This window comes from Promicromonospora sp. MS192 (assembly GCF_049532985.1).
Classification (GTDB): Bacteria; Actinomycetota; Actinomycetes; order Actinomycetales; family Cellulomonadaceae; genus Promicromonospora.
Map to the genome: position 1 here is coordinate 3,085,371 of NZ_CP186693.1, position 18,953 is coordinate 3,104,323.

Below are 18,953 nucleotides of genomic sequence, written 5' to 3' on the forward strand. Positions count from 1 at the left end.
TCGGCTTTCGCTCGGGTTTCCCGCAGTTTTCCCCGGCCTCGGGTGGAGTGGGTGCCATGGACGACCACAGACCCGCCACCCAGGACATCCCCGCCGTCGCCAAGCATCCGCCGCTGCGCCCGCCCGCCGCTCTGCTCGAACGCGCGCTGTTCGAGGTCAAACGGGTGATCGTGGGCCAGGACCACATGGTCGAGCGGATCATGATCGGCCTGCTCTCGCGCGGGCACGTGCTGCTGGAGGGCGTGCCCGGCGTCGCCAAGACGCTCGCGGTGCGCACCCTGGCGACCGTGGTCGGCGGATCGTTCGCCCGGCTCCAGTTCACCCCCGACCTCATGCCGTCGGACATCGTCGGCACCCGGGTCTGGAAGCCGTCGCGGGAGGACTTCGACGTCGAGCTCGGCCCCGTGTTCGCCAACCTGGTACTCGCCGACGAGATCAACCGCGCGCCGGCGAAGGTGCAGTCGGCCCTGCTGGAGGCCATGGCCGAGCGACAGGTCAGCATCGGCGGCCGCACGTATGCCCTGCCCGACCCGTTCCTGGTGCTGGCCACGCAGAACCCGATCGAGAGCGACGGCGTCTACGCCCTGCCGGAGGCGCAGCGCGACCGGTTCCTCCTCAAGGTCGACGTCGACCACGCCGACGAGTTGGAGGAGCTCACGATCGTGCAGCGCATGAGCACGGCTCCCCCGCGCCCGGAACTGCTCCTCGACGCTCCCACGGTGCGCCAGCTCCAGCAGGAGGCCGACCAGGTCTTCGTGCACCACGCGGTCGCGCAGTACGCCGTGACGGTCGTGCTCGCCACCCGTCACCCGCACCGGTACGGCCTGCACCACCTCGACGGGGTGCTGGAGTACGGGGTCAGCGCGCGCGGCACCCTCGGCCTGATCGCGGCGGGCCGGGCGCTGGCCCTCGTCCGCGGGCGGGACTACGTGCTGCCGTCCGACCTGGCCGACCTGGCGCGCGACGTGCTGGCCCACCGGCTGGTGCTGACGTTCGACGCCGCGGCCGACGGCGTGGACCCGCGCACGGTGGTGGACGCCGTCCTGGCGGCCGTGCCCCAGCCGCGCGTGGCGCCCGCCGAGGAGGAGGTGATCGTGCGATGACCGACGCCGCGCGCCGGTTCCGCCGCCTGGACCTGACCGTACGGCGCCGGGTCGACGGCCTGCTGCAGGGCGACGTCGACGGCGACGCCCTGGGGCCCGGCACCGACCCCGAGGAGCTCACGCTCTACCGGCCCGGCGGGGACGTGCGGCGGATCGACTGGAACGTCACGGCCCGTACCGGTGCACCGCACCTGTGGCGGACCCGTGCCCAGCACGAGCTGGAGACGTGGCTGCTGCTGGACCGCAGCCCCAGCATGGCGTTCGGCACCGCGCTCACCGAGAAGGCCGACGTGGCCGAGGAGGTGGCGGCTGCCGTCGGCCTCCTCACCGCGGGCGTCGGCAACCGTGTCGGCGTCGGCCTGCTCGACGCCGCCGGGCTGCACTGGCTGGCGCCGCGGCCCGGGCACGCCGCCGCGGCCGCGCTGACCCGGCTCGCCGCCGCCCCGCGCGAGGGCGGCGTCCCGGTGCCGCTCGCGGACGCCCTGCGCGGGCTCGGGGCGCGGGCCCGGCGCCGCGGGCTGTGCGTCGTGGTCACCGACCTGGTGGTGCCGGACGGGCGCATCGAGCGCCCGTTCGAGTGGGAGGGGCCGCTGCGCCGGCTGACCGCGCGGCACGACGTCCTCGTGGTCGAGGTCGACGACCCGCGCGAGCGGGAGCTGCCGGACGTGGGCGAGGCCGTCCTCGTGGACCCCGAGACCGGCGCGCAGCGCGAGGTCTCCACCTCCGACCCGGAGCTGCGGCTCGCCTACGCCATGGTCGCGGCCCGGCACCGGGACCAGACCGCCGCGGCCGTGCGCGCCTGCCGGGCCGAGCACGTGCGGGTTGCCACCGACCAGGACTGGACGGTGGCGCTGGCCCGGTTCGTCCGGGACCGCGGCCGCACCCACCGACGACGCACCCGGAGGACCCGATGACCTTCACCAGCCCCCTGTTCCTGCTGGCCCTCGTGCCGGTGGCCGCCCTGGCCGTCGCGTACATGGTGCTGCGCCGACGGCGCACGCGCTACGCGGTGCGGTTCGCGACGCTGCCGATGCTCGACCGGGTCGCGCCCGTCCGGCCCCGCTGGCGCCGTCACCTGGCCACCGCCCTGGTGCTGCTCGCGCTGGCCGCCTTCGCCACGGCGGCCGCCGGACCGCAGATGCGCCTCCGGGTGCCGTACGAGCAGGCGACGGTGATCGTGGCCCTCGACGTGTCCGGGTCCATGGAGGCGCAGGACGTGCCGCCCGACCGGCTGACCGCGGCGAAGGCGGCCGCCGTCGAGTTCGTCCGCGACCTTCCGGAGACCGTCCAGGTGGGTGCCGTCGCGTTCGCCGGCGACGCCACCCTGGTCGCCCCCGTCACGGACGACCGCGCCCTGGTGGAGAACGCCATCGGCTCCCTGGAGGCCGACGGCGCCACGGCCATCGGCGAGGCGGTGTTCACCGCAGCCGGCGAGGTGCTCCGGCAGGCGGCGGCCAGCGCCCCGGCCGACCCGGCGGGCGGCACCCCTGGCGACACGACGCGCGGCGCTACGGGCGGCGACCCGGCCGACGACGTCGGCGCGGTGCCGGCCGACCCGATCCCGGCCCGGCTCGTCCTGCTCTCCGACGGGTTCAACACCGCCGGCCGCAGCCCTGCCGACTCCGTGCGGGCGGCCCTGGAGGCGCAGATGCCCGTCTCCACGATCGCGTACGGCACGCCCGGCGGGGTGATCGGGAACGGGGTGCGCACCCAGTCGGCGCCCGCCGACGCCGACTCGCTGCGCCGCCTCGCCGAGGAGACCGGCGGGCACTTCTACAGCGCCGAGAGCGGGGCCGAGCTGGACCAGGTCTACGAGGACATCGGCTCGTCGATCGGCTGGCGCACCGAGACCACGCTCGTCACCACACCGCTGATCCTGCTCGGCCTCGGCCTCGCGGTCGTCGCCACGGCGCTGTCCCTGCGCTGGTTCTCCCGGCTGGTCTGAGCCGTTTTCTCCCGGCTGGTCTGACCCGTTCGACCTGATCCCGTTCGAAGGAGCGCTCCCGTGCCGCACCCCGATTCCCCCGCCCCCGTCCCGCCCGCCGGCCTGGGCCGCCCGGCCGGACCACGCCACTTCGTGCTCGGCGCCCCGGCGGCACCACGTCCGGCGCCGGACGACGTCCCGGCCCGGCGGTCGCCCACGGCGTCCGCACCGTCCGCACCCGCCGCGCCCGCCGTGACCACCGGCCCGCCGCCGGACCGGCCGGCCTCGAACGCGCCCCGCCGTCAGCGTCCCCTGCTGGCACTGGCCACGGCCCTGGCCCTGGGCGCCCTGTTCGGGTCCGCGACGACCGGCGTGGTGACGGGCCTCGCCGTCGGCCCGGACGAGGCGCCGCCGCCCGCCGCGGACCAGGGCACCGGCCTGACCACGACAAGCGCCGCCCAGCGCGTGCTGCCCAGCGTGGTGCAGGTCCGGGCAGGGTCGCGTGGCGGTTCCGGCGTGGTCCTCGACGACAGCCACGTGGTGACCAACGGCCACGTGGTGGTCGGCAGCACCAGCGTCGAGCTGATGCTCGACGACGGCCGCACGGTCGCCGGGCGGGTGCTCGGGGCCGACGAGCGCAACGACATCGCCGTCGTCGAGGCCGACCTCGGGCCCACGCCCGCCGCGGCGCTCGGCAGCAGCGCCGCGCTGCGCATCGGCGACCCGGTGATCGCCGTCGGCTCCCCGCTCGGGCTGACGGGCAGCGTGACGGCGGGCGTGGTGAGCGCCGTCGACCGTAGTGCGGGCGGCTTCCCCGGGCCGATGGTGCAGACCGACGCCTCCATCAACCAGGGCAACTCCGGCGGCCCGCTGGTCGACCTGCGCGGTCGTGTGGTGGGCATCAACACGGCCATCGCCACGATGGGCGGCTCGGGCAGCATCGGCATCGGGTTCGCCGTGCCCATCGACCGCGCGGCCGACGTCGCCGACCGCATCATCCGCGGGTCGTGACGCCTCCGGCCACGGGCTCGGACCCCGGCGCGGGCACAGGCAACCCCTGCGCCCGTGCCGACAGGTCCTGCCAGTCCGCCCACGTCCGGAGCCGGTCCGCGTAGACCTTCTGCAGCAGCCCGTGGAAGCCCTGGCCGAACAGCACCCGCAGGGGCGGGTTCTCGGCGTCGACGAGGGTGAGGAGTGCCTGCGCGGCGGCGGCGGGGTCGCCCGCGGGCTGGTCCCGGGTGAACTCGGCCAGGCGACGGCGCAGCCCGTCGTAGGCCGGGTCCGGCGCGGAGACGTGCCCGTTGTCGAGCGGGTCCGGGTTCTTGCCGCCCCGTGTGGCGTACCCACCGGGCTCGACGATGGTCACCTTGATCCCGAACTCGGCGACCTCCTGCGCGAGCGACTCGTTCAGGGCCTCCAGCGACCACTTGGACACGTGGTAGGCGGCCCCCAGCGGCATGGCCAGGAGACCGGCCGCCGACGACATCTGGACGATGTGCCCGCCGCGCTGCTCCCGCAGGTACGGCAGCGCCGCCTGGACCACCCAGAGCGCCCCGAACACGTTGGTCTCGAGCTGGTCGCGCACCTCCTGCTCCGTCAGCTCCTCGACGGCGCCGACCTGCGCGTACCCCGCGTTGTTCACCACGACGTCGAGGCGGCCGAAGCGCTCGTGCGCCCGCCGTACGCCGGCGTGGACGGCGTCCCGGTCGGTCACGTCGAGCCCGAGCGGCAGCAGCGCGTCGCCGTGGGCCGCGACCAGGTCGTCCAGGGTCGACGTGTCCCGGGCTGCGGCGGCCACCCTGTCGCCCCGGGCGAGCGCGGCCTCCACGAAGGCGCGGCCCAGGCCGCGCGACGTACCGGTGACGAACCAGGTCTTGGTCATGATGTGCTCCCGTCCTGCGGTGGATGCTCCGTACACCCAGACGACGGCGGGGCGGGCGAGAAGGTAACAGCGGGCGTCACGCGGGCGTGGCCGGGAGGTCGACGGCCAGCCCGTGCGGGTCGAGCACCGACACCATCTCCACGATCCGCCCCTGCTCGACGGTGCACGACATCACGGCCTGCGCCGTGCCGTTCGCGCCCCAGACCACGATGCCCGGCTCGCCGTTGACCAGGACGCGGCGTGCGGTCGCCCGCGCGTGCACGGCCTGCTGCGCCTTGGCGGCCACCTCGGTCGCCCCGATCCGGACCACCACACCGTGCGGCGTGTGCGCACGCCAGACCACGTCGGGGTCGAGCACACGCAGCAGCCCGGCGAAGTCGCCGTCGCGCGCTGCGGCCAGGAACGCGTCGACCGCGGCGCGCTGCCGTTCCCGTGCGCCGCGGGACCGCTCGACACCGCGCACCTTGCGGCGTGCACGGCTCGCGGTCATCTTCGCCGCGTCCGTGGACTTGCCCAGGATCGAGCCGACCTCGTCGAACGGCAGCCCGAAGACGTCGTGCAGCACGAAGGCCAGCCGCTCGTCGGGGCCGAGGCTGTCGAGCACTACGAGCAGCGCCAGTCCGACCGAGTCGGCCAGCAGGGCGTCCTGCTCGGGCGTGCCGGCGTCGTCCTCGGTCACCACGAGCTGCGACAGCGGCTCGTCGTGCGGCACGGCAGGCCGGGCCCGGCGCGCACGGAGCATGTCCAGGCACACCCGGCTCACCACCGTGGTCAGCCATGCGGCGAGGTTGTCGATCGTGGCCGGGTCCTGGCCGGACAGACGCAGCCACGCCTCCTGCACCGCGTCCTCGGCGTCGGCGGGCGAGCCCAGAATGCGGCGCGCCGCGGCGACGAGCCGTCCTCTCTCCTCCTGGAACGCCGCGGCCACGGCGTCCTGGGCACGGGATCCGGTCATGCGAGCACCTCTCTCGGGTGGGTGACGTCACCCCGTACGACGGACGGCACCCGGCGAAGGTAACGACGGGCACCGACCGGTCACAGCGGCACCACGAAGAACCTCCCCCAGGCGACGAACGCCGCGAGCGCCAGGTAACCCGCCGTCAGAAGCACGAGCCGGGGCTGACCGAGCCGACCGTGGGTGATCATCGCACCGACCATGAGCACCACCCAGCACAAGGCGGTCACCGGCACCAAGACGGGCGCGACGTCGAGCACCGCGGGCAGGACCAGGCCCACGGCCGCCAGCAGCTCGAGCACGCCGAGCGCCTTGACGAAGCCGGTGCTCGCGCGGGACGTCCAGCTCGCGGGGTGCGCGTCCAGCCTGGCCTTGGGGAAGAACGTCTTGCTGGTGCCGCCCAGCAGCGCCACCGCCGCCAGCAGCCCGGTGGCGATCCAGAGGGTCAGGTTCACGAGGCTTCTCTCCTTGGTCGGACCGGGCGCCGGCCGTGTCCGGCGCCGTCGACCCCCTCGACGAGACGGACCCTGCCCGACGTGACGACCAGCGGGAACGCGCGCTGCCCACCGCGACGGGCCGACCCGCAGCAGCGGGCACCACCCCGGCCGCAGCACCTCAGCGCACCCGCTCGCCGGCCCCCTCGAGGCTCCGGACGGCCGTGGCGACGCCGTCCTCCTCGCGCATCGCCGCCGCCACGCGCCCGGCCTCCGCCCGGGCCCGGTCGCTCAGGGCGTGCTCCAGCGCAGCGGCGAGCCGGTCGGCCGTGAGCCGCTTCTGGGGTACCGGGGCCGGGCCGACCCCGAGCCGTTCGACCCGCCCGCCCCAGAACGGCTGGTCCGCGACGAAGGGGCAGACGACCTGCGGGGTCCCCGCCGCGAACGCAACGCCCGTGGTGCCCGCCCCGCCGTGGTGGACGACAGCGGCGACCCGGGGAAACAGTGCCCGGTAGTCCACGTCTGTGACGGCGTGGACGTGCTCCGGCAGGTCCCTGGTGTCCAGGCCGCCCCAGCCCGCACCGACCACCAGGCGACGGCCGGTGCGCCGCACCGCCTCCAGGACGGTGGCCGTGGTGGCCGCCGGATCGGCACCCGCCATCGACCCGAATCCCACGAACACGGGCTTCTCCCCCGCGGCCAGGAACGCCTCGGTGCCGGCGCGCAGCGGAGCCGGCGGCCCGGCCAGGGTCCAGTACCCGGTGAGCTCCGCCTCGCCGGGCCAGTCGGCCGGCCGCGGCAGCACCGCCGGGCTGATCGCGTGCAGCACGCGGGCGCGGCCGCCGTCGGCCGCCCGGGTGGGGTCGTGCCGGCCGGGCCGGCGCGACAGGTGCAGCTCGTCCCGCCGCCAACGGTCCACGACGTAGCCGAACATGGTGGTGGTGCTGCGCATGCCGAGGAACGTGGCCCGGTTCAGCGCCCGGGGCAGGCGCCCCGCGACCTCGACCCCCGGCCAGGCGAACTCCCGGGTCGGCACGTACATCGGGATCGGCAGACCGAGCACGGCCGGGACGCCGAGGGCCTCGGCGACGTGCTGCCCGGCCACGATCTGCCCGTTGTGCACCACGAGGTCCGCGCCGGATGCCCGCGCCACCGCCCAGGAGTCCTCCAGCACCCTGGTGAACATCGCCGCCATGCGCGGCATGAGCGCCAGCCGGGCACGGATCCCGCCCTCGAGCACCGCCCCGGCCCCGTCACCGTCGAGGAGGCGCATCGGACCGTCGTCGACGCCGGCGAACGGCACGCCGTGGTCGCTGACGAACTGCTCGAACCGGTGGGGCGCCACCACGAGCGGCTCGTGCCCCGCCGCCACCAGACCCTGGGCCAGGGCGACGAACGGCTGCACGTCGCCACGGGTACCCAGGGTCATCACCAGGACCTTCATCGGGTCGCCTCCCCGTTCAGCACATATGAAAACACGTGACCATGTTTGTTTTCACGACGCTAGCGCTCCGGGCACGGCGCGTCAACGCGCGGTCCGTCCGGCCGGTAGAGTCTGGAAACAGGAATCACACGCGTTTTCAAGGGGTGACGACGATGCCGGTGGCGTTCAGCGAGGCCGAGCGCGCGCGGATCACCGCCTCGCTCCGGGAGTCCGGGCGGCGGCTGTTCGCCACCGAGGGCCTGCGCAAGACGTCCCTGGCGGCACTGGTGGCCGACGCCGGGATCGTGAAGTCCACGTTCTACACGTTCTTCGACTCCAAGGAGGCCCTCTACCTCGACCTCCTGCTCGAACAGGCCGGGCAGACCCGCCGTCGCACCATCGAGGAGGGCCTGCACCGCGGCACCGACGCGCGGGACGCCCTGCGCCGCTTCCTGCGCGCCTCGGTCACGATCCTGGAGGACGACCCGCTCTACCGCAGGCTCGTGACCCACCCCGACGAGATGGCGCTGGTCGTCGGCAGGGTCCGGCCCGAGGACGCACGGATGCCGGGTGACGAGCCCGCCCCGGTGGAGTTCGTCAACGAGCTCGCCGACTACGTCGCGGAACAGCAGGCGGCGGGCACGATCCGGGGCACCGACCCGGCCGTCGTCGTCGGCGCGCTGCGCGCGGTGCTGCTGCTGCCCCTGCACGCGGCCGAGTTCGGCGACCGGTACGCCGACGTCCTGGACCTCACCATCGAGTCGCTCACCGCGGGGCTCACCGCCGGGCCGCGCTGAGGCCGGTGGCGGGCGTCACTGACCCCCGCGTGCCGACCAGGTAGGGTCTTACCCAGGGTGTGCCGGGAAGTCTGGTCGGCGTGGACCGGTCGACGGCTGGTCCGCTGCGCCGACCCTCGAGGAGCCCCGTGCCCCACACCACCACCCTGCCCCAGCGCGTACGCACCTGGGTCTCCCGCGAGACCACTGGAGGCGCGCTGCTCATCGGAGCCGCGCTGCTGGCCCTGCTGTGGGCCAACTCCCCCTGGCGCGAGGCGTACACCGCGCTCTCCGAGACCGTCGTGGGCCCCGCCTGGATCGGGCCCCTGCACGTCCACCTCGACCTCTCGCTCGCGGCGTGGGCCGCCGACGGCCTGCTGGCGATCTTCTTCTTCGTGGTGGGCGTGGAGCTCAAGCACGAGTTCGTCGCCGGGAGCCTGCGCAACCCCAAGGAGGCCGGGGTGCCCATGGTGGCCGCGGTGGGCGGCATGGTGGTGCCCGCCGCGATCTACGTGGCGGTGCTGCTCGCCTTCGGCGACACCGGCGCCCTGCGCGGCTGGGCCATCCCCACGGCGACCGACATCGCCTTCGCGGTCGGCGTGCTCGCGATCTTCGGCCGGGGCCTGCCCGTGGCCATCCGCACCTTCCTGCTGACCCTGGCCGTGGTGGACGACCTGCTGGCCATCGTCGTGATCGCCGTCTTCTACACCGAGCAGATCCACTGGTGGGCCCTGGCCGGCGCGCTGGTCTGCGTGACGCTGTTCGCCTGGCACGTGCGCTCGCGCACGCCGCGCTGGTTCGTGCTGCTGCCTCTGGCGCTGGTCGCCTGGACGCTCATGCACTCCTCCGGCGTGCACGCGACGATCGCGGGCGTGCTGCTCGGCTTCACCGTGCCCGCGATCGCCCGCCACGGCGAGACGACGTCGCGCACACACTCGTTCGAGCACACGGTCCGGCCGTTCTCCCAGGGTCTCGCGCTGCCGCTGTTCGCGTTCTTCGCGGCAGGCGTCACCCTGGTGGACGGCGACGGTGCGGGTGCCCTGATCGGCCAGCCGGTGGTGCTGGCCATCACGGCCGGGCTCGTGCTGGGCAAGCTGGCCGGGATCCTCGGCGCCACCGCCGCGATCACGCGGCTCACCCCGCTGCGCCTGCCCGACGGCATCGGGGTGCGCGACCTGCTGCCCGTCGGCTTCCTGGCCGGCATCGGCTTCACCGTGTCGCTGCTGATCAGCGAACTGTCCTTCACCGACTCGGAGCACGCCGACGGCGCGAAGATCGCCGTGCTGTGCGGGTCGGTCGTCGCGGCCCTGCTCGGCGCCGTCGCCCTGCGCTGGGACGCGCGGCGGGCCCGCTCGTCGGACATGAACCTCGACGGCCGGCCCGACCCCGTGGGCGGTTACATCGGCGACGCCGAGGACCGCGAGAGCCACTGAGCAGACCGTTGCCACGCCACAATGTTAGTGACTAACATTGTGGCGTGGTCACCCCTCGGTCCCTGCGCACCCGGGCTCGCATCCTCGACGCGGCGCTCGACCTCTTCGAGCGTCAGGGCTACGCCGCCACCACGGTGAACCAGATCGCGGACGCCGCCGGGGTCACCCCCATGACCTTCTTCCGGCACTTCCCCACCAAGGACGCGGTGCTGGTCACCGACCCCTATGACCCGCTCATCGCCGAGGCAGTGGGCGCCCAGCCGGTGCACCTGCCCCCGCTGGAGCGCACCCGGCTCGGCCTGCTCGCCGCGCTCGGCGACATCACCCCTACCGAGGACGCGACCGCCCGCCGGCGCGTGGCCCTGGTCGCGGCGTCGCCCGCGCTGCGCGCCGCCGTCGTCATCGGCACCGAGGCCACGCAGGAGGCGATCGTCCAACGCCTCGTGGCCGACGGCGTCACGCGACTGGACGCGAGCATCGCGGCCTCCGCGTGCCTGGCCGCCACCACCGCCGCCCTGCTGGCCTGGGCCACCGAGCCCGACGACGTCACGCTCGCCCACCTGGTCCGGCACGCGCTGGCCCAGCTCGCCCCGGCGGGAGCCGCGCGATGACCGCGCCGGCCCTCGTGCTCGACGGCGTCTCGCGCACCTTCGGCGGCCAGGTCGCCCTCGACGACCTCACCCTGCGGGTCGACGGCGGCCGCGTCACGGCCCTGATCGGCCTCAACGGCGCGGGCAAGACGACGGCGCTGCGCACGCTGGTCGGCCGCCTGCACCCAGGTCACGGTACGGCCCGGGTGCTGGGCCACGACCCGGCCATGCTGCCCGCGGACGCCGCGGCGCGGTTCGGGCACGTCGTCGGCGCACCCCTGGTGTACCCGGAGCTGACCGTCACCGAGAACCTGCGCTGCGCTGCGCGCCTGCACGGGCTGGGCCGCACCGACGCCGCCGGCACGGCACGCGAGGCGGTCGACCGGCTGGGGCTCGCGCCCTGGCGGGACGCACGGGCCCGCGCGCTCTCGGCCGGAAACCTCCAGCGGCTCGGCATCGGGTGCGCGACGCTGCACCGCCCGGCCGCCCTCGTGCTCGACGAGCCGACCAGCGCGCTGGACCCGCAGGGCGTCGTCCTGGTGCGCGGCCTGATCCGGGACCTGGCCCGCGACGGCGCGGCCGTGCTGGTGTCGAGCCACCACCTGGACGAGGTGTCGCGCGTCGCGGACGAGATCGTGGTGCTGCACGCCGGGCGGGACGTGGGCCGGCTGGAGCCGGGCGGTGCCGACCTGGAGCAGCGCTTCTTCGCCATGGTGCTCGACGCGGACACGCGCGCCGGGACCAGCCACGACACCGGGGCCCCGGCCGGCGGGACCGCCCACGCGACCAGGACCGGGAGCCCCGCATGACCACACCAACCGTGCCGACGTCAGCCGGGCCCGCCCCTACTCGGCCTGCGTCCCCGCTGCCCGCGGCCCTCGCCATCGAAACCCTCAAGCTCGGCCGCTCGGTCGTGGCCCGGCTGGCCACCGCGCTCCTGGCGGTGCTCGTCCCGGCGGCCGCCGTCGGCATGGTCGCGCTGGCCAGGTCGCCGCAGGCGGGCGGCCCCACGGCGGCCAAGCTCACCGACTACGCCACCGGCGACCTGGCCACGACCCACCTGACGGTCTGCGCCCAGGTGCTGTCCGTCGCGGCGCTGGCCGCGGGCGGGTTCTTCGTCGCGTCGTCCTTCGGGCGCGAGCTCGAGAGCGGCACGGCCGGCGCGCTGTTCGGGCTCGCCGTCCCGCGCAGCACGATCGCCCTGGCGAAGTGCCTGGTCACGCTCGCCTGGACCACGGCGTCCGTGGTGCTGACCGTGGGCCTGTCGGTGGCCGCGTCGGCGGTGGTGACGGCGGCCTCGGGCGCCTCGTTCGGCGCCTGGCGGGAGGCCGGCGTCGCAGTGGTCGCCGGACTGCTGGGCGGCGGCCTGGCCCTGCCGTTCGCGTGGGTCGCCACCGTGACGCGCAGCCAGCTCGCGACGGTCGGGGCGCTGGTCGGCGTCGTCGCCCTCACCCAGATCGTGGTGCTGCTGGGCGGCGGCTCCTGGTTCCCGTACGCCGCGCCGTCCCTCTGGACGGGGATGGGCGGGCCCGACGCCGCGGCCGCCGTCGGGCTGCCGCACCTGCTCGTGGCGGCCGCCGTGGTGCCGCTCGCGGTGGGCGCAGTGGTGCGGGCGTGGCGGCGGCTGACCAACGTGTGAGGCGGGTGCAGGGGTCGCGTGCGTCACCGGCAGGTGTGCCGGGAAACGGCTGCGCTCAGGCCCGGAGACCCCAGAAGGCCAGGACCTGCGCCAGGCTCAGGACGACCGAGACGGCCGCCACGACGCCGGCGACGCGACACACGTCGCGACCCTCCGGACGCCCGAGCCGTTCCGCCCTGCGCCCGTACCACGCCGCGGCGCAGCACGGGACGACGAGCACCAGGAGCGCGGGCACGGTGGCCCGGAGCTCGACCACGGCGGGGAGGCCCGGGTTGCCGTCGGGGTGCCATCCCTGGGCCGTCAGCAGCACACCGCGCAGGAAGATCCCGAGCGCGAACGCCGCGGGTGCCAGCGCCAGGAGCACCCAGCCGGCACGCAGCATCCGCCGGGCCACGTAAGGAGCCACCGGCCGGGCCGGGGACGGGGAACGCACGGATCCCGACATGACGCCCGCCCTCCTGTCCGCTGCGCCGCGTCGCGCCGGCGCACTGCCAGGCTGCACGCCCCCACGACGCTCGCGGCAGGGCCAAGGACCATCGGCACACGGGACCTTCGGCCCGGTTCTGGTCCGCTCTGCGAGACGGCGGCATCTCGCGGGTGACTCGGCCGACCAGGACGACGGCGCCTGAGGTCTCCCCGTCCGGGCCGACGGCGTGACGGTCGGCAGCGCGAGGACCTGGCGGGAGAACGGCGGGGAGCTGACTGCTCCCCGCCGTGTTCTCTGGTCGGGCTGACTGGATTCGAACCAGCGACCCTCTGCTCCCAGGTGGGTGCATCGCCAACCCGTACCGGCAACCCGCGGGTTCGTGGTCGTCCTTCCGCTCTCACTGTTTCCACGGCCGGCGTTTCTGCAGGTGGCAGCGACTCACGTCTGTCTCTGGTGACTCTGGCCCGCGATGTGTGCGGGGTGAGAAATCACCCTCGTGAGCGCAAGCGTAGTCCGTTGGTGACGGTCAGCAGCGGCTGAATCCGTCGGGTTTCTGTCGGGGGTCGAGTACGGCCCGCACCCGCGAGGATCACGAAAGGCCACCCGGGGGTCTGACCGTCGTACGCTCGCTCACGGCATCGAGCGCGAGTGCTCATATGCGCGTTCGTCTCAGGTGTCCACGACGCAGCGCGATCAGCAGTGCTCCGCCGAGGCCCAGGCTGAACGCGACCGCCAGGAGAGAACCCACTCCCGACGCACCCGTCGCTGCCAGGACGCCGCCCGCAACCTCCGGCCGGTCGGCACCCGGCGACGCCGGAGCATCGGCTTCCGGGTCCTCCGTGCCGTCACCTGTCCCTGCAGCCAGCTGGTCGCCATCAGGACCCTTGCTTCCGGACCCACCAGGCTCGTCGGTCTCAGGCCCTTCGTTCTCAGGGCCCTCGGTCCCCGGAGCGCCGGACGGATCATCGGCGCCGGGCTCCTCGGTGCCCGGGTCCTCGGCGCCCGGGTCCTCGCTGCCCGGATCGTCGTCGGGCGCCTGGGTCACGTTCAGCGCAACCGGTTCGGACGGCCCGTAGGCGACCACGCCGGCCGGCGTCACCGGTGCGGCGCGATACTGCGCGCCCTCGTCGCCGATCCCCGCCTCGAAGGTCAGCACCGGTCCCGTGCGGCCCTCGACGACGGTGAACTCCTCCAGGCCCGGTGCCTTGCGCTCCCAGCGGTAGTCGGTCAGCACGGTCGTCGGCTCGACGTTCGCCGTGAGAGTCACGACGTCGCCCTCGACGTAGGTGGTCTCGCCCGAGACGGTGACCTTCTGCCGTGCAGGAGAGCCGTGGTCGTCGACGTGGATCGTGCGGGTCTCAGAGATCACCGATGGTGTGACCGGGTCGGCGTAGTCCAGGACGGCTCGGAGCTCGACGCCGTCGAGCGCCTGCTCCGCGACCACGTCGTAGCGGTTGTCCTCGACTCCGGTCATCTGCGTCCACGCGTCCGACCCGGGCCACTTCCACTGCCACTGCAGGTCGTCGCCCGCCACGGGTTGGGGGTCCACGGTCAGCCCGAGGCTGATCCGGTCTCCCTGGTGGTAGTGCTCGGAGAGGGTGCCGAACTCGAGGATCTGGGAAGTCAGGTCGTCGGTCACGTTCACCGTGTACTCGGGTGACTGCTGGGCGAGCGCGCCGTTGTTGTAGACGTCGAGGCGCAGCGTGCCGCCGTGGTGCTCCGCGAGACGGAGAGGCGGTCCGGTCATGGCGCCGGTCTGCTGCTGCTCGGTGCCCCAGAGCTCGGTCGACTCGCCCTGGGTGAACCGCCAGGTGTAGGTGAAGTCGTCTCCCGCGCGCTCGGGGTAGACAGTGGCGTCCATCGTGACGGTGCCGCCCTCGCGGTAGAGGTTGCGGTGGCCCGTGACGTTGAGCTCGCGGTGCCCGGTGGTGACGGTGTGGAAGCCGGAGCGGGCGATGGCGATGCCGTCCTTGACGATGCTCGCGGTCAGGGGCCCGTAGTACGGCTCCGTCTGGTCGGGGTTGACCTTGGAGCGGAGGCGGATCGTGGTCCGGTTCTCGTCCGGGTAGGTCGCTTCCCAGGACCACTCGCCGATCTCCGCGCCGAAGAAGGCACCGTACGGCAGGAAGCCCCAGGTGATCGACTCGCCCGGCCCGAGCTCGCGGCCGCTGAGGGTGTACTCGATGACGTCTCCGGGCAGCAGCGGGTCGTGATGTCCCTCGGTCACGGTGACGACGGGCGTGGCCCCCTGGTTCTCGACGACGATCGGCACCCACGGGGACTCCGCGAGGGTCGTCCGGGTGCCGGGATCGTAGACGGTGACGCTGATCTCGGTGTCGTCGGCGAGCGCGTCGAGCTCGCGCGTGAAGGACGTCGCGGTGGAGCCCTGCGGTATCACCGTCGAGTCGAAGCCCTGGGTGCGCAGCCGCCAGCGGAAGACCTGGTCCCCCTGGAGCGTGGCGCCCACCACAGTCGCGGTCATCGTGTCACCGGGCCGGTAGGAGTCCGCGACGCCGACGATGCCGAACTCGGCACCGGAGCCGTCCACCACCGTGACCTCGACCGGTTCCGAGGTCGAGCCGGTCGTGAAGTTAGCGACCACGGGTACGAACACCGCCGTCAGGGAGCGGGTCCCGACACCGAGGTCGGGCACCTCCAGCTCGGCCTCTCCCGTGTCGGACACCTCGGCGTGGCCGAGTGCCCTCGTGCCGTCGCGGAACTCGACGTACCCGTCCACCCCGGCAGGAGCCACCCGCGCGGACAGGGACAGCGGGCTGCCCTGGACGATCTCGGTCGCCGACGCCGTCAGCCCGGTCGTGGTCTCGACCGTCTCGGGCAGCCCACCGACGACGAACGTGTAGACCTCGCTGTCGGTGACCGGCTCGCCGCCGATCGTCGCGGTGCCCTCGACGGTCAGCCGGTAGGTCCCCGGGCGGGTGAAGGCCCAGTTGGCGTGCAGGTGGGTGCGGCCGACGGCGAACTGGGCGATGCCTTCGTCCGACGACCACATCCGGGTCAGCCCGGCGCCCGCACCTCGCCACACCTCGACCTGCCCGCCCTCCGGGGCCTCGACGGACGTGAGGCGGAAGGTCGTCGCGTTGTCGTCGACGCCACCGGACGGGACGGACTCGGTCGAGAACCCGGGCCAGAGCTGCGTGTACCCGTCGCCGCCGGACGGGTTGGACTCGGGCGCGATCCACGCGGTCTCCCCCGCGGGGCCGACGAACTCGTACCCGGCGGGGATGGTCTGCCGGGCCGCGTCGTCCACGTGGAACAGCGTCTGCGCGGGATCCAGGCGGGTGCCGTTGCCCTCCGGCAGGTCCGCCCGGGTGCCCAGCGTGAACCGCCCGTCGTCGAGGAACGTGGAGACCGCGTCGGTGTGCACCTTCTGCAGCACCCGGTACTCGGTCGGTCGCGGAGCGGGGCCCTCCGCGGCGTGCGCCGCGGCCACAGGGGCCGCGAGCGCGGCGGCGACGCCGACGGCGAGGGCTGCCGCGGTGCGCCGTCGCCGGCCGGCGCCGGTGCCACGCCGCAGTGGCGTCCGTGCGGCCTCCTCGGACCGGCGGCGGAGTGCCAGGGGGGTCATGGTGAAACCTCTCTCGTGCGGGTCGTCGCGCGGGCCACCGCGCCGTGCCGGGGTGCGAAGAGCCAGGCCAGGAGGAAGACGGCGGTCGCGACGAGCACGATCGTGCCGCCCACCGGGAGGTCCAGGCTCCACGACAGGTACAGGCCCACCAGGGCCGAGCCGCCGCCGATCGCCGGGCCGAGCAGCATCATCGGAGCGAGCCGGTCCGTCAGGAGCCGGGCCGCGGCCGCCGGGGTGACGAGCAGCGCGAGGACGAGCACGTTGCCGATGGTCTGCACCGAGATCACGATCGCGGCCGCCACCACGACGTACAGCAGCAGGTCGAGCCGTAGTACCGGCAGGCCGAGCGCCCGCGCAGTCTCGCGGTCGAGGCTGACGGCCACCAGCTCCTTGTGGAACAGGAACAGCACGGCCATGAGCACCAGCCCGACGACGACGGCGACGGTCACGTTCTCGTCGGGAATGCCGACGATGGAGCCGAACAGGAAGTCCTGGAGCGACCCCGCGTACCCGGGGGCGGCCGAGATGATCACGATGCCGAGTGCGAAGGCCGCGACGAAGAAGACGCCGATCACGGAGTCCTCGCGCAGCCGCCGGTTCTGCGCGAACAGCGCGACCAGCAGCGCCGTCGTCACGCCCGCGACGGCGCCGCCCAGCACGAGCGACCCCTGCAGCACGAACGCCACCGCGAGCCCGGGGAACACGGCGTGGGCCACGGCGTCGCCGATGAACGCCATGCCGCGCAGCACCACGTGCGTACCCACCACGCCGCACACCACGCTGGAGAGCACCGCCATGAGCAGGGCCTTGGGCAGGAACGCGAGGTCGGGGTTGAGCAGGTCGTTGACGAAGTCGACGGGCGAGATCATGCGCGTTCCTCTCCGTCCGGTCCGGCGTCCGGCTGAGCGTCCGGTGGAGCGTCGGGTGCGTCGTCCGACCGGGACCGTGCGACCCTGCCGATCGCTGCCAGGAGCGGGGAGCCCGCCGAGACCCCGAACGCCGCCATCCAGGGCTCGGGGCTGCCGAGCTCTGCCGGGGTGCCGGAGGCCACGACGGTGCGGTTCAGCAGGTACAGCCGGTCGGTGGCGTGCACCGCGCCGATCAGGTCGTGGTTCGTCATGACGACGGCTCTCTTCTCGCTCGCCAGCTCACGGAACAGGGTCGTGAGGTGTTCCTGCGTGGGCACGTCCAGGCCGGTGAACGGCTCGTCCAGCAGCAGGACCCGGGGGTCGAGCGCCAGGGCACGGGCGACGAGCACCCGTTGACGCTGCCCGCCCGAGAGCTCTCCGACGGGCCGACGGCGCAGGTCGGTCATCTCCACGCGGTCCAGGGCGCGGCGCACCTTCCGGAAGTCCTCGGCGCCGGCACTGCGCAGCCAGCCGATCCGTGCCACGCGCCCGGTCAGCACCGCCTCCTCGACCGTGGCCGGGAAGTCCCAGGCGAACTCGTGCCGTTGCGGCACGTAACCGATGTCGCCGGCGGCCGCGTGCCGCGTTCGCCCGGCCCGCCGACGAGCCTCCCGCACGGCACTCCCCGCGACGCTGATCCGGCCCGACGACGGCACCAGGCCCAGCACGGCTCGCAGCAGGGTCGTCTTGCCGGCACCGTTCGGGCCGACCAGGCCGACCAGCTCCCCCTCGGACACACCGAGCCGGACGTTCTCGAGCACGCGGCGCCCGCCGAGCGCCACGGAGAGGTCGTCCACCTGGAGAACCGGCGGTGCCGCGGACGGCGCCGGCGCCGCGGACGTACCCGTGGCCGTGGCCGTCATCGCCCGGCCTCGGCGTCCTGGTCCGCGACCGCCCGTGCCCGCCGGGCGCGTACGGCACGCAGGACGAGGAACAGTACGAGGAGCAGGCCGGCGGGCACGGCCCACCAGAGCAGCGTGCTGCCGCCGTCCGACGCCCCGTCTGCCTGCGGGCCGTTCGGTGCCGACGTCGCGCTCGCCGGGGCGGAGGCGGTCGCCGGCGCGCTCTCCGCCTCGGTCGAGGTCTGGTCCGACGGCTCGTCCGCGGGGTCGGCGCCCTCGGCCGCGAGGGCGAGCGCCTGATCCGGGTCGGCGTCGGCGCCGACGGCGAAGACGAGCGTGCTCTGGTCCTCGGCCTGCGTCCCGTCGGTCAGGTCGGCGAGCATCGTCACGTCGAGCAGGTAGGTACCGGGCTCGGTGAACACCCAGTTCGCGTGGACGTGGGTGTTCACCTCCATCCACAGCTCCTGCGGGAGGGGCTCGCCGGAGTCCCAGAGGACGTTCGGCGGTCCGGTCACACCCTCCTGCAGGAACACGAACACCTCCCCCGGGCCGTCCACCGCGTCGAGCCGGAGGGTCGCACCCTGGTCGATCGCGTCCACGATCGCGGGGTCCTGGGTGTTCCAGCCCAGCCAGGCGACGTCGGGTGCCTGCGTCTGCGGCACGACGTGCAGGGGTGTCCCGGGCTCGACGCCGAGGAACTCGAAGTCGGGGCTGTCCGGTGCCGGCAGGACGGCCGCGTCTCCGAGGTGCAGCACGGTCCGTGCGGGTTCGCGCCAGACCGAGGGCACCTCGCGGTCGTCGCGCGCGAGCATGGTCCACTCCTCGTCGAGGAAGCGGGGGCCGATGTCGACGTGACCGTCCGTCACCACGGTCTCGTCGCCGACCACCGCCTCGCCGGACTCGACGGTCTGCTCGAGCGCGGGGTCGTCGGTGTCGGCCACCGCGACCGGTGCGGCGCCGGTGACCAGGGCTGCGGCCAGCGCTGCCACGCATGCGGCGGCCGCAGGGTTCCGCGTGGTCCGGGGTGTCAT

The 18,953-nt window shown here is 74.2% G+C and carries 18 protein-coding genes; 9 read left to right on the plus strand and 9 right to left on the minus strand.

Annotated features, from left to right (window positions below):
- Positions 1-56 precede the first annotated feature (56 nt).
- Genes ACO229_RS13900 through ACO229_RS13915 form a run of 4 tightly spaced genes read left to right on the plus strand, consistent with a single transcriptional unit; the run spans position 57 to position 4,038 of the window.
- Positions 57-1,103, plus strand: coding sequence for an AAA family ATPase (locus ACO229_RS13900; protein WP_423461809.1), 1,047 nt, complete (start codon positions 57-59; stop codon positions 1,101-1,103).
- Complete coding sequence (locus tag ACO229_RS13905) at positions 1,100-2,017, plus strand: DUF58 domain-containing protein (protein WP_423461810.1); 918 nt, start codon at positions 1,100-1,102, stop codon at positions 2,015-2,017. Before ACO229_RS13900 ends, ACO229_RS13905 begins: the two co-directional genes overlap by 4 nt.
- Positions 2,014-3,048, plus strand: coding sequence for a VWA domain-containing protein (locus ACO229_RS13910; RefSeq protein WP_423461811.1), 1,035 nt, complete (start codon positions 2,014-2,016; stop codon positions 3,046-3,048). The genes ACO229_RS13905 and ACO229_RS13910 overlap by 4 nt, the downstream gene beginning before the upstream one ends.
- A 60-nt stretch (positions 3,049-3,108) precedes the next feature.
- Positions 3,109-4,038, plus strand: coding sequence for a S1C family serine protease (locus ACO229_RS13915; protein ID WP_423461812.1), 930 nt, complete (start codon positions 3,109-3,111; stop codon positions 4,036-4,038).
- Here ACO229_RS13915 and ACO229_RS13920 read toward each other — a convergent pair.
- The 4 genes from ACO229_RS13920 to ACO229_RS13935 form a co-directional block, all read right to left on the minus strand.
- Complete coding sequence (locus tag ACO229_RS13920; protein WP_423461813.1) at positions 4,022-4,909, minus strand: SDR family NAD(P)-dependent oxidoreductase; 888 nt, start codon at positions 4,907-4,909, stop codon at positions 4,022-4,024. The genes ACO229_RS13915 and ACO229_RS13920 overlap by 17 nt on opposite strands.
- 76 nt (positions 4,910-4,985) lie before the next feature.
- On the minus strand, positions 4,986-5,864 hold the full coding sequence (locus ACO229_RS13925; RefSeq protein ID WP_397433614.1) for a sigma-70 family RNA polymerase sigma factor: 879 nt from the start codon (positions 5,862-5,864) through the stop codon (positions 4,986-4,988).
- 80 nt (positions 5,865-5,944) lie between these two features.
- Positions 5,945-6,319 (minus strand): DoxX family protein, encoded by a 375-nt coding sequence (locus ACO229_RS13930; RefSeq protein ID WP_397433615.1) that lies wholly within the window; start codon positions 6,317-6,319, stop codon positions 5,945-5,947.
- Positions 6,320-6,479: 160 nt separating this feature from the next.
- Positions 6,480-7,742 carry a glycosyltransferase gene (locus ACO229_RS13935; RefSeq protein WP_423461814.1) on the minus strand — a complete coding sequence of 421 codons (1,263 nt, stop codon included), beginning with the start codon at positions 7,740-7,742 and terminating at the stop codon, positions 6,480-6,482.
- 158 nt (positions 7,743-7,900) lie between these two features.
- Between ACO229_RS13935 and ACO229_RS13940 the strand changes: the two genes are divergently transcribed.
- From ACO229_RS13940 to ACO229_RS13960, 5 genes are all read left to right on the plus strand, one after another.
- Positions 7,901-8,518, plus strand: a complete 618-nt coding sequence (locus ACO229_RS13940; RefSeq protein ID WP_423461815.1) for a TetR/AcrR family transcriptional regulator — start codon at positions 7,901-7,903, stop codon at positions 8,516-8,518.
- Between the two features lie 128 nt (positions 8,519-8,646).
- Positions 8,647-9,930 (plus strand): Na+/H+ antiporter NhaA, encoded by a 1,284-nt coding sequence (gene nhaA, locus ACO229_RS13945; protein ID WP_423461816.1) that lies wholly within the window; start codon positions 8,647-8,649, stop codon positions 9,928-9,930.
- 44 nt (positions 9,931-9,974) lie between these two features.
- On the plus strand, positions 9,975-10,541 hold the full coding sequence (locus ACO229_RS13950; protein WP_423461817.1) for a TetR/AcrR family transcriptional regulator: 567 nt from the start codon (positions 9,975-9,977) through the stop codon (positions 10,539-10,541).
- Positions 10,538-11,329 carry an ABC transporter ATP-binding protein gene (locus tag ACO229_RS13955; RefSeq protein WP_423461818.1) on the plus strand — a complete coding sequence of 264 codons (792 nt, stop codon included), beginning with the start codon at positions 10,538-10,540 and terminating at the stop codon, positions 11,327-11,329. The genes ACO229_RS13950 and ACO229_RS13955 overlap by 4 nt, the downstream gene beginning before the upstream one ends.
- Complete coding sequence (locus tag ACO229_RS13960) at positions 11,326-12,159, plus strand: ABC transporter permease (RefSeq protein WP_423461819.1); 834 nt, start codon at positions 11,326-11,328, stop codon at positions 12,157-12,159. The genes ACO229_RS13955 and ACO229_RS13960 overlap by 4 nt, the downstream gene beginning before the upstream one ends.
- Positions 12,160-12,214: 55 nt before the next feature.
- Here the strand turns inward: ACO229_RS13960 and ACO229_RS13965 are convergent, their stop codons facing one another.
- The 5 genes from ACO229_RS13965 to ACO229_RS13985 form a co-directional block, all read right to left on the minus strand.
- Positions 12,215-12,604, minus strand: coding sequence for a hypothetical protein (locus ACO229_RS13965; protein ID WP_397433624.1), 390 nt, complete (start codon positions 12,602-12,604; stop codon positions 12,215-12,217).
- A 634-nt stretch (positions 12,605-13,238) separates the two neighbouring features.
- A complete protein-coding gene (locus ACO229_RS13970) occupies positions 13,239-16,172 on the minus strand; it encodes a choice-of-anchor M domain-containing protein (RefSeq protein ID WP_423461820.1) in 2,934 nt (977 codons plus the stop codon).
- Positions 16,169-17,041, minus strand: a complete 873-nt coding sequence (locus ACO229_RS13975) for an anchored repeat-type ABC transporter permease subunit (RefSeq protein WP_397433626.1) — start codon at positions 17,039-17,041, stop codon at positions 16,169-16,171. Before ACO229_RS13975 ends, ACO229_RS13970 begins: the two co-directional genes overlap by 4 nt.
- On the minus strand, positions 17,038-17,943 hold the full coding sequence (locus tag ACO229_RS13980; RefSeq protein ID WP_423461821.1) for an anchored repeat-type ABC transporter ATP-binding subunit: 906 nt from the start codon (positions 17,941-17,943) through the stop codon (positions 17,038-17,040). Before ACO229_RS13980 ends, ACO229_RS13975 begins: the two co-directional genes overlap by 4 nt.
- Positions 17,940-18,953: a choice-of-anchor M domain-containing protein gene (locus tag ACO229_RS13985; RefSeq protein WP_423461822.1), complete on the minus strand. Its 1,014-nt coding sequence runs from the start codon at positions 18,951-18,953 to the stop codon at positions 17,940-17,942. Before ACO229_RS13985 ends, ACO229_RS13980 begins: the two co-directional genes overlap by 4 nt.

What these genes read in the sequence shown, in the direction of transcription:
- ACO229_RS13900 (WP_423461809.1), top strand. Translation starts at nt 57, where the DNA reads ATGGACGACCACAGACCCGCCACCCAGGACATCCCCGCCGTCGCCAAG.
- ACO229_RS13905 (WP_423461810.1), top strand. Translation starts at nt 1,100, where the DNA reads ATGACCGACGCCGCGCGCCGGTTCCGCCGCCTGGACCTGACCGTACGG.
- ACO229_RS13910 (WP_423461811.1), top strand. Translation starts at nt 2,014, where the DNA reads ATGACCTTCACCAGCCCCCTGTTCCTGCTGGCCCTCGTGCCGGTGGCC.
- ACO229_RS13920 (WP_423461813.1), bottom strand. Translation starts at nt 4,909, where the DNA reads ATGACCAAGACCTGGTTCGTCACCGGTACGTCGCGCGGCCTGGGCCGC.
- ACO229_RS13925 (WP_397433614.1), bottom strand. Translation starts at nt 5,864, where the DNA reads ATGACCGGATCCCGTGCCCAGGACGCCGTGGCCGCGGCGTTCCAGGAG.
- ACO229_RS13935 (WP_423461814.1), bottom strand. Translation starts at nt 7,742, where the DNA reads ATGAAGGTCCTGGTGATGACCCTGGGTACCCGTGGCGACGTGCAGCCG.
- ACO229_RS13955 (WP_423461818.1), top strand. Translation starts at nt 10,538, where the DNA reads ATGACCGCGCCGGCCCTCGTGCTCGACGGCGTCTCGCGCACCTTCGGC.
- ACO229_RS13960 (WP_423461819.1), top strand. Translation starts at nt 11,326, where the DNA reads ATGACCACACCAACCGTGCCGACGTCAGCCGGGCCCGCCCCTACTCGG.
- ACO229_RS13965 (WP_397433624.1), bottom strand. Translation starts at nt 12,604, where the DNA reads ATGTCGGGATCCGTGCGTTCCCCGTCCCCGGCCCGGCCGGTGGCTCCT.
- ACO229_RS13970 (WP_423461820.1), bottom strand. Translation starts at nt 16,172, where the DNA reads ATGACCCCCCTGGCACTCCGCCGCCGGTCCGAGGAGGCCGCACGGACG.
- ACO229_RS13975 (WP_397433626.1), bottom strand. Translation starts at nt 17,041, where the DNA reads ATGATCTCGCCCGTCGACTTCGTCAACGACCTGCTCAACCCCGACCTC.
- ACO229_RS13980 (WP_423461821.1), bottom strand. Translation starts at nt 17,943, where the DNA reads ATGACGGCCACGGCCACGGGTACGTCCGCGGCGCCGGCGCCGTCCGCG.
- ACO229_RS13985 (WP_423461822.1), bottom strand. Translation starts at nt 18,953, where the DNA reads ATGACACCCCGGACCACGCGGAACCCTGCGGCCGCCGCATGCGTGGCA.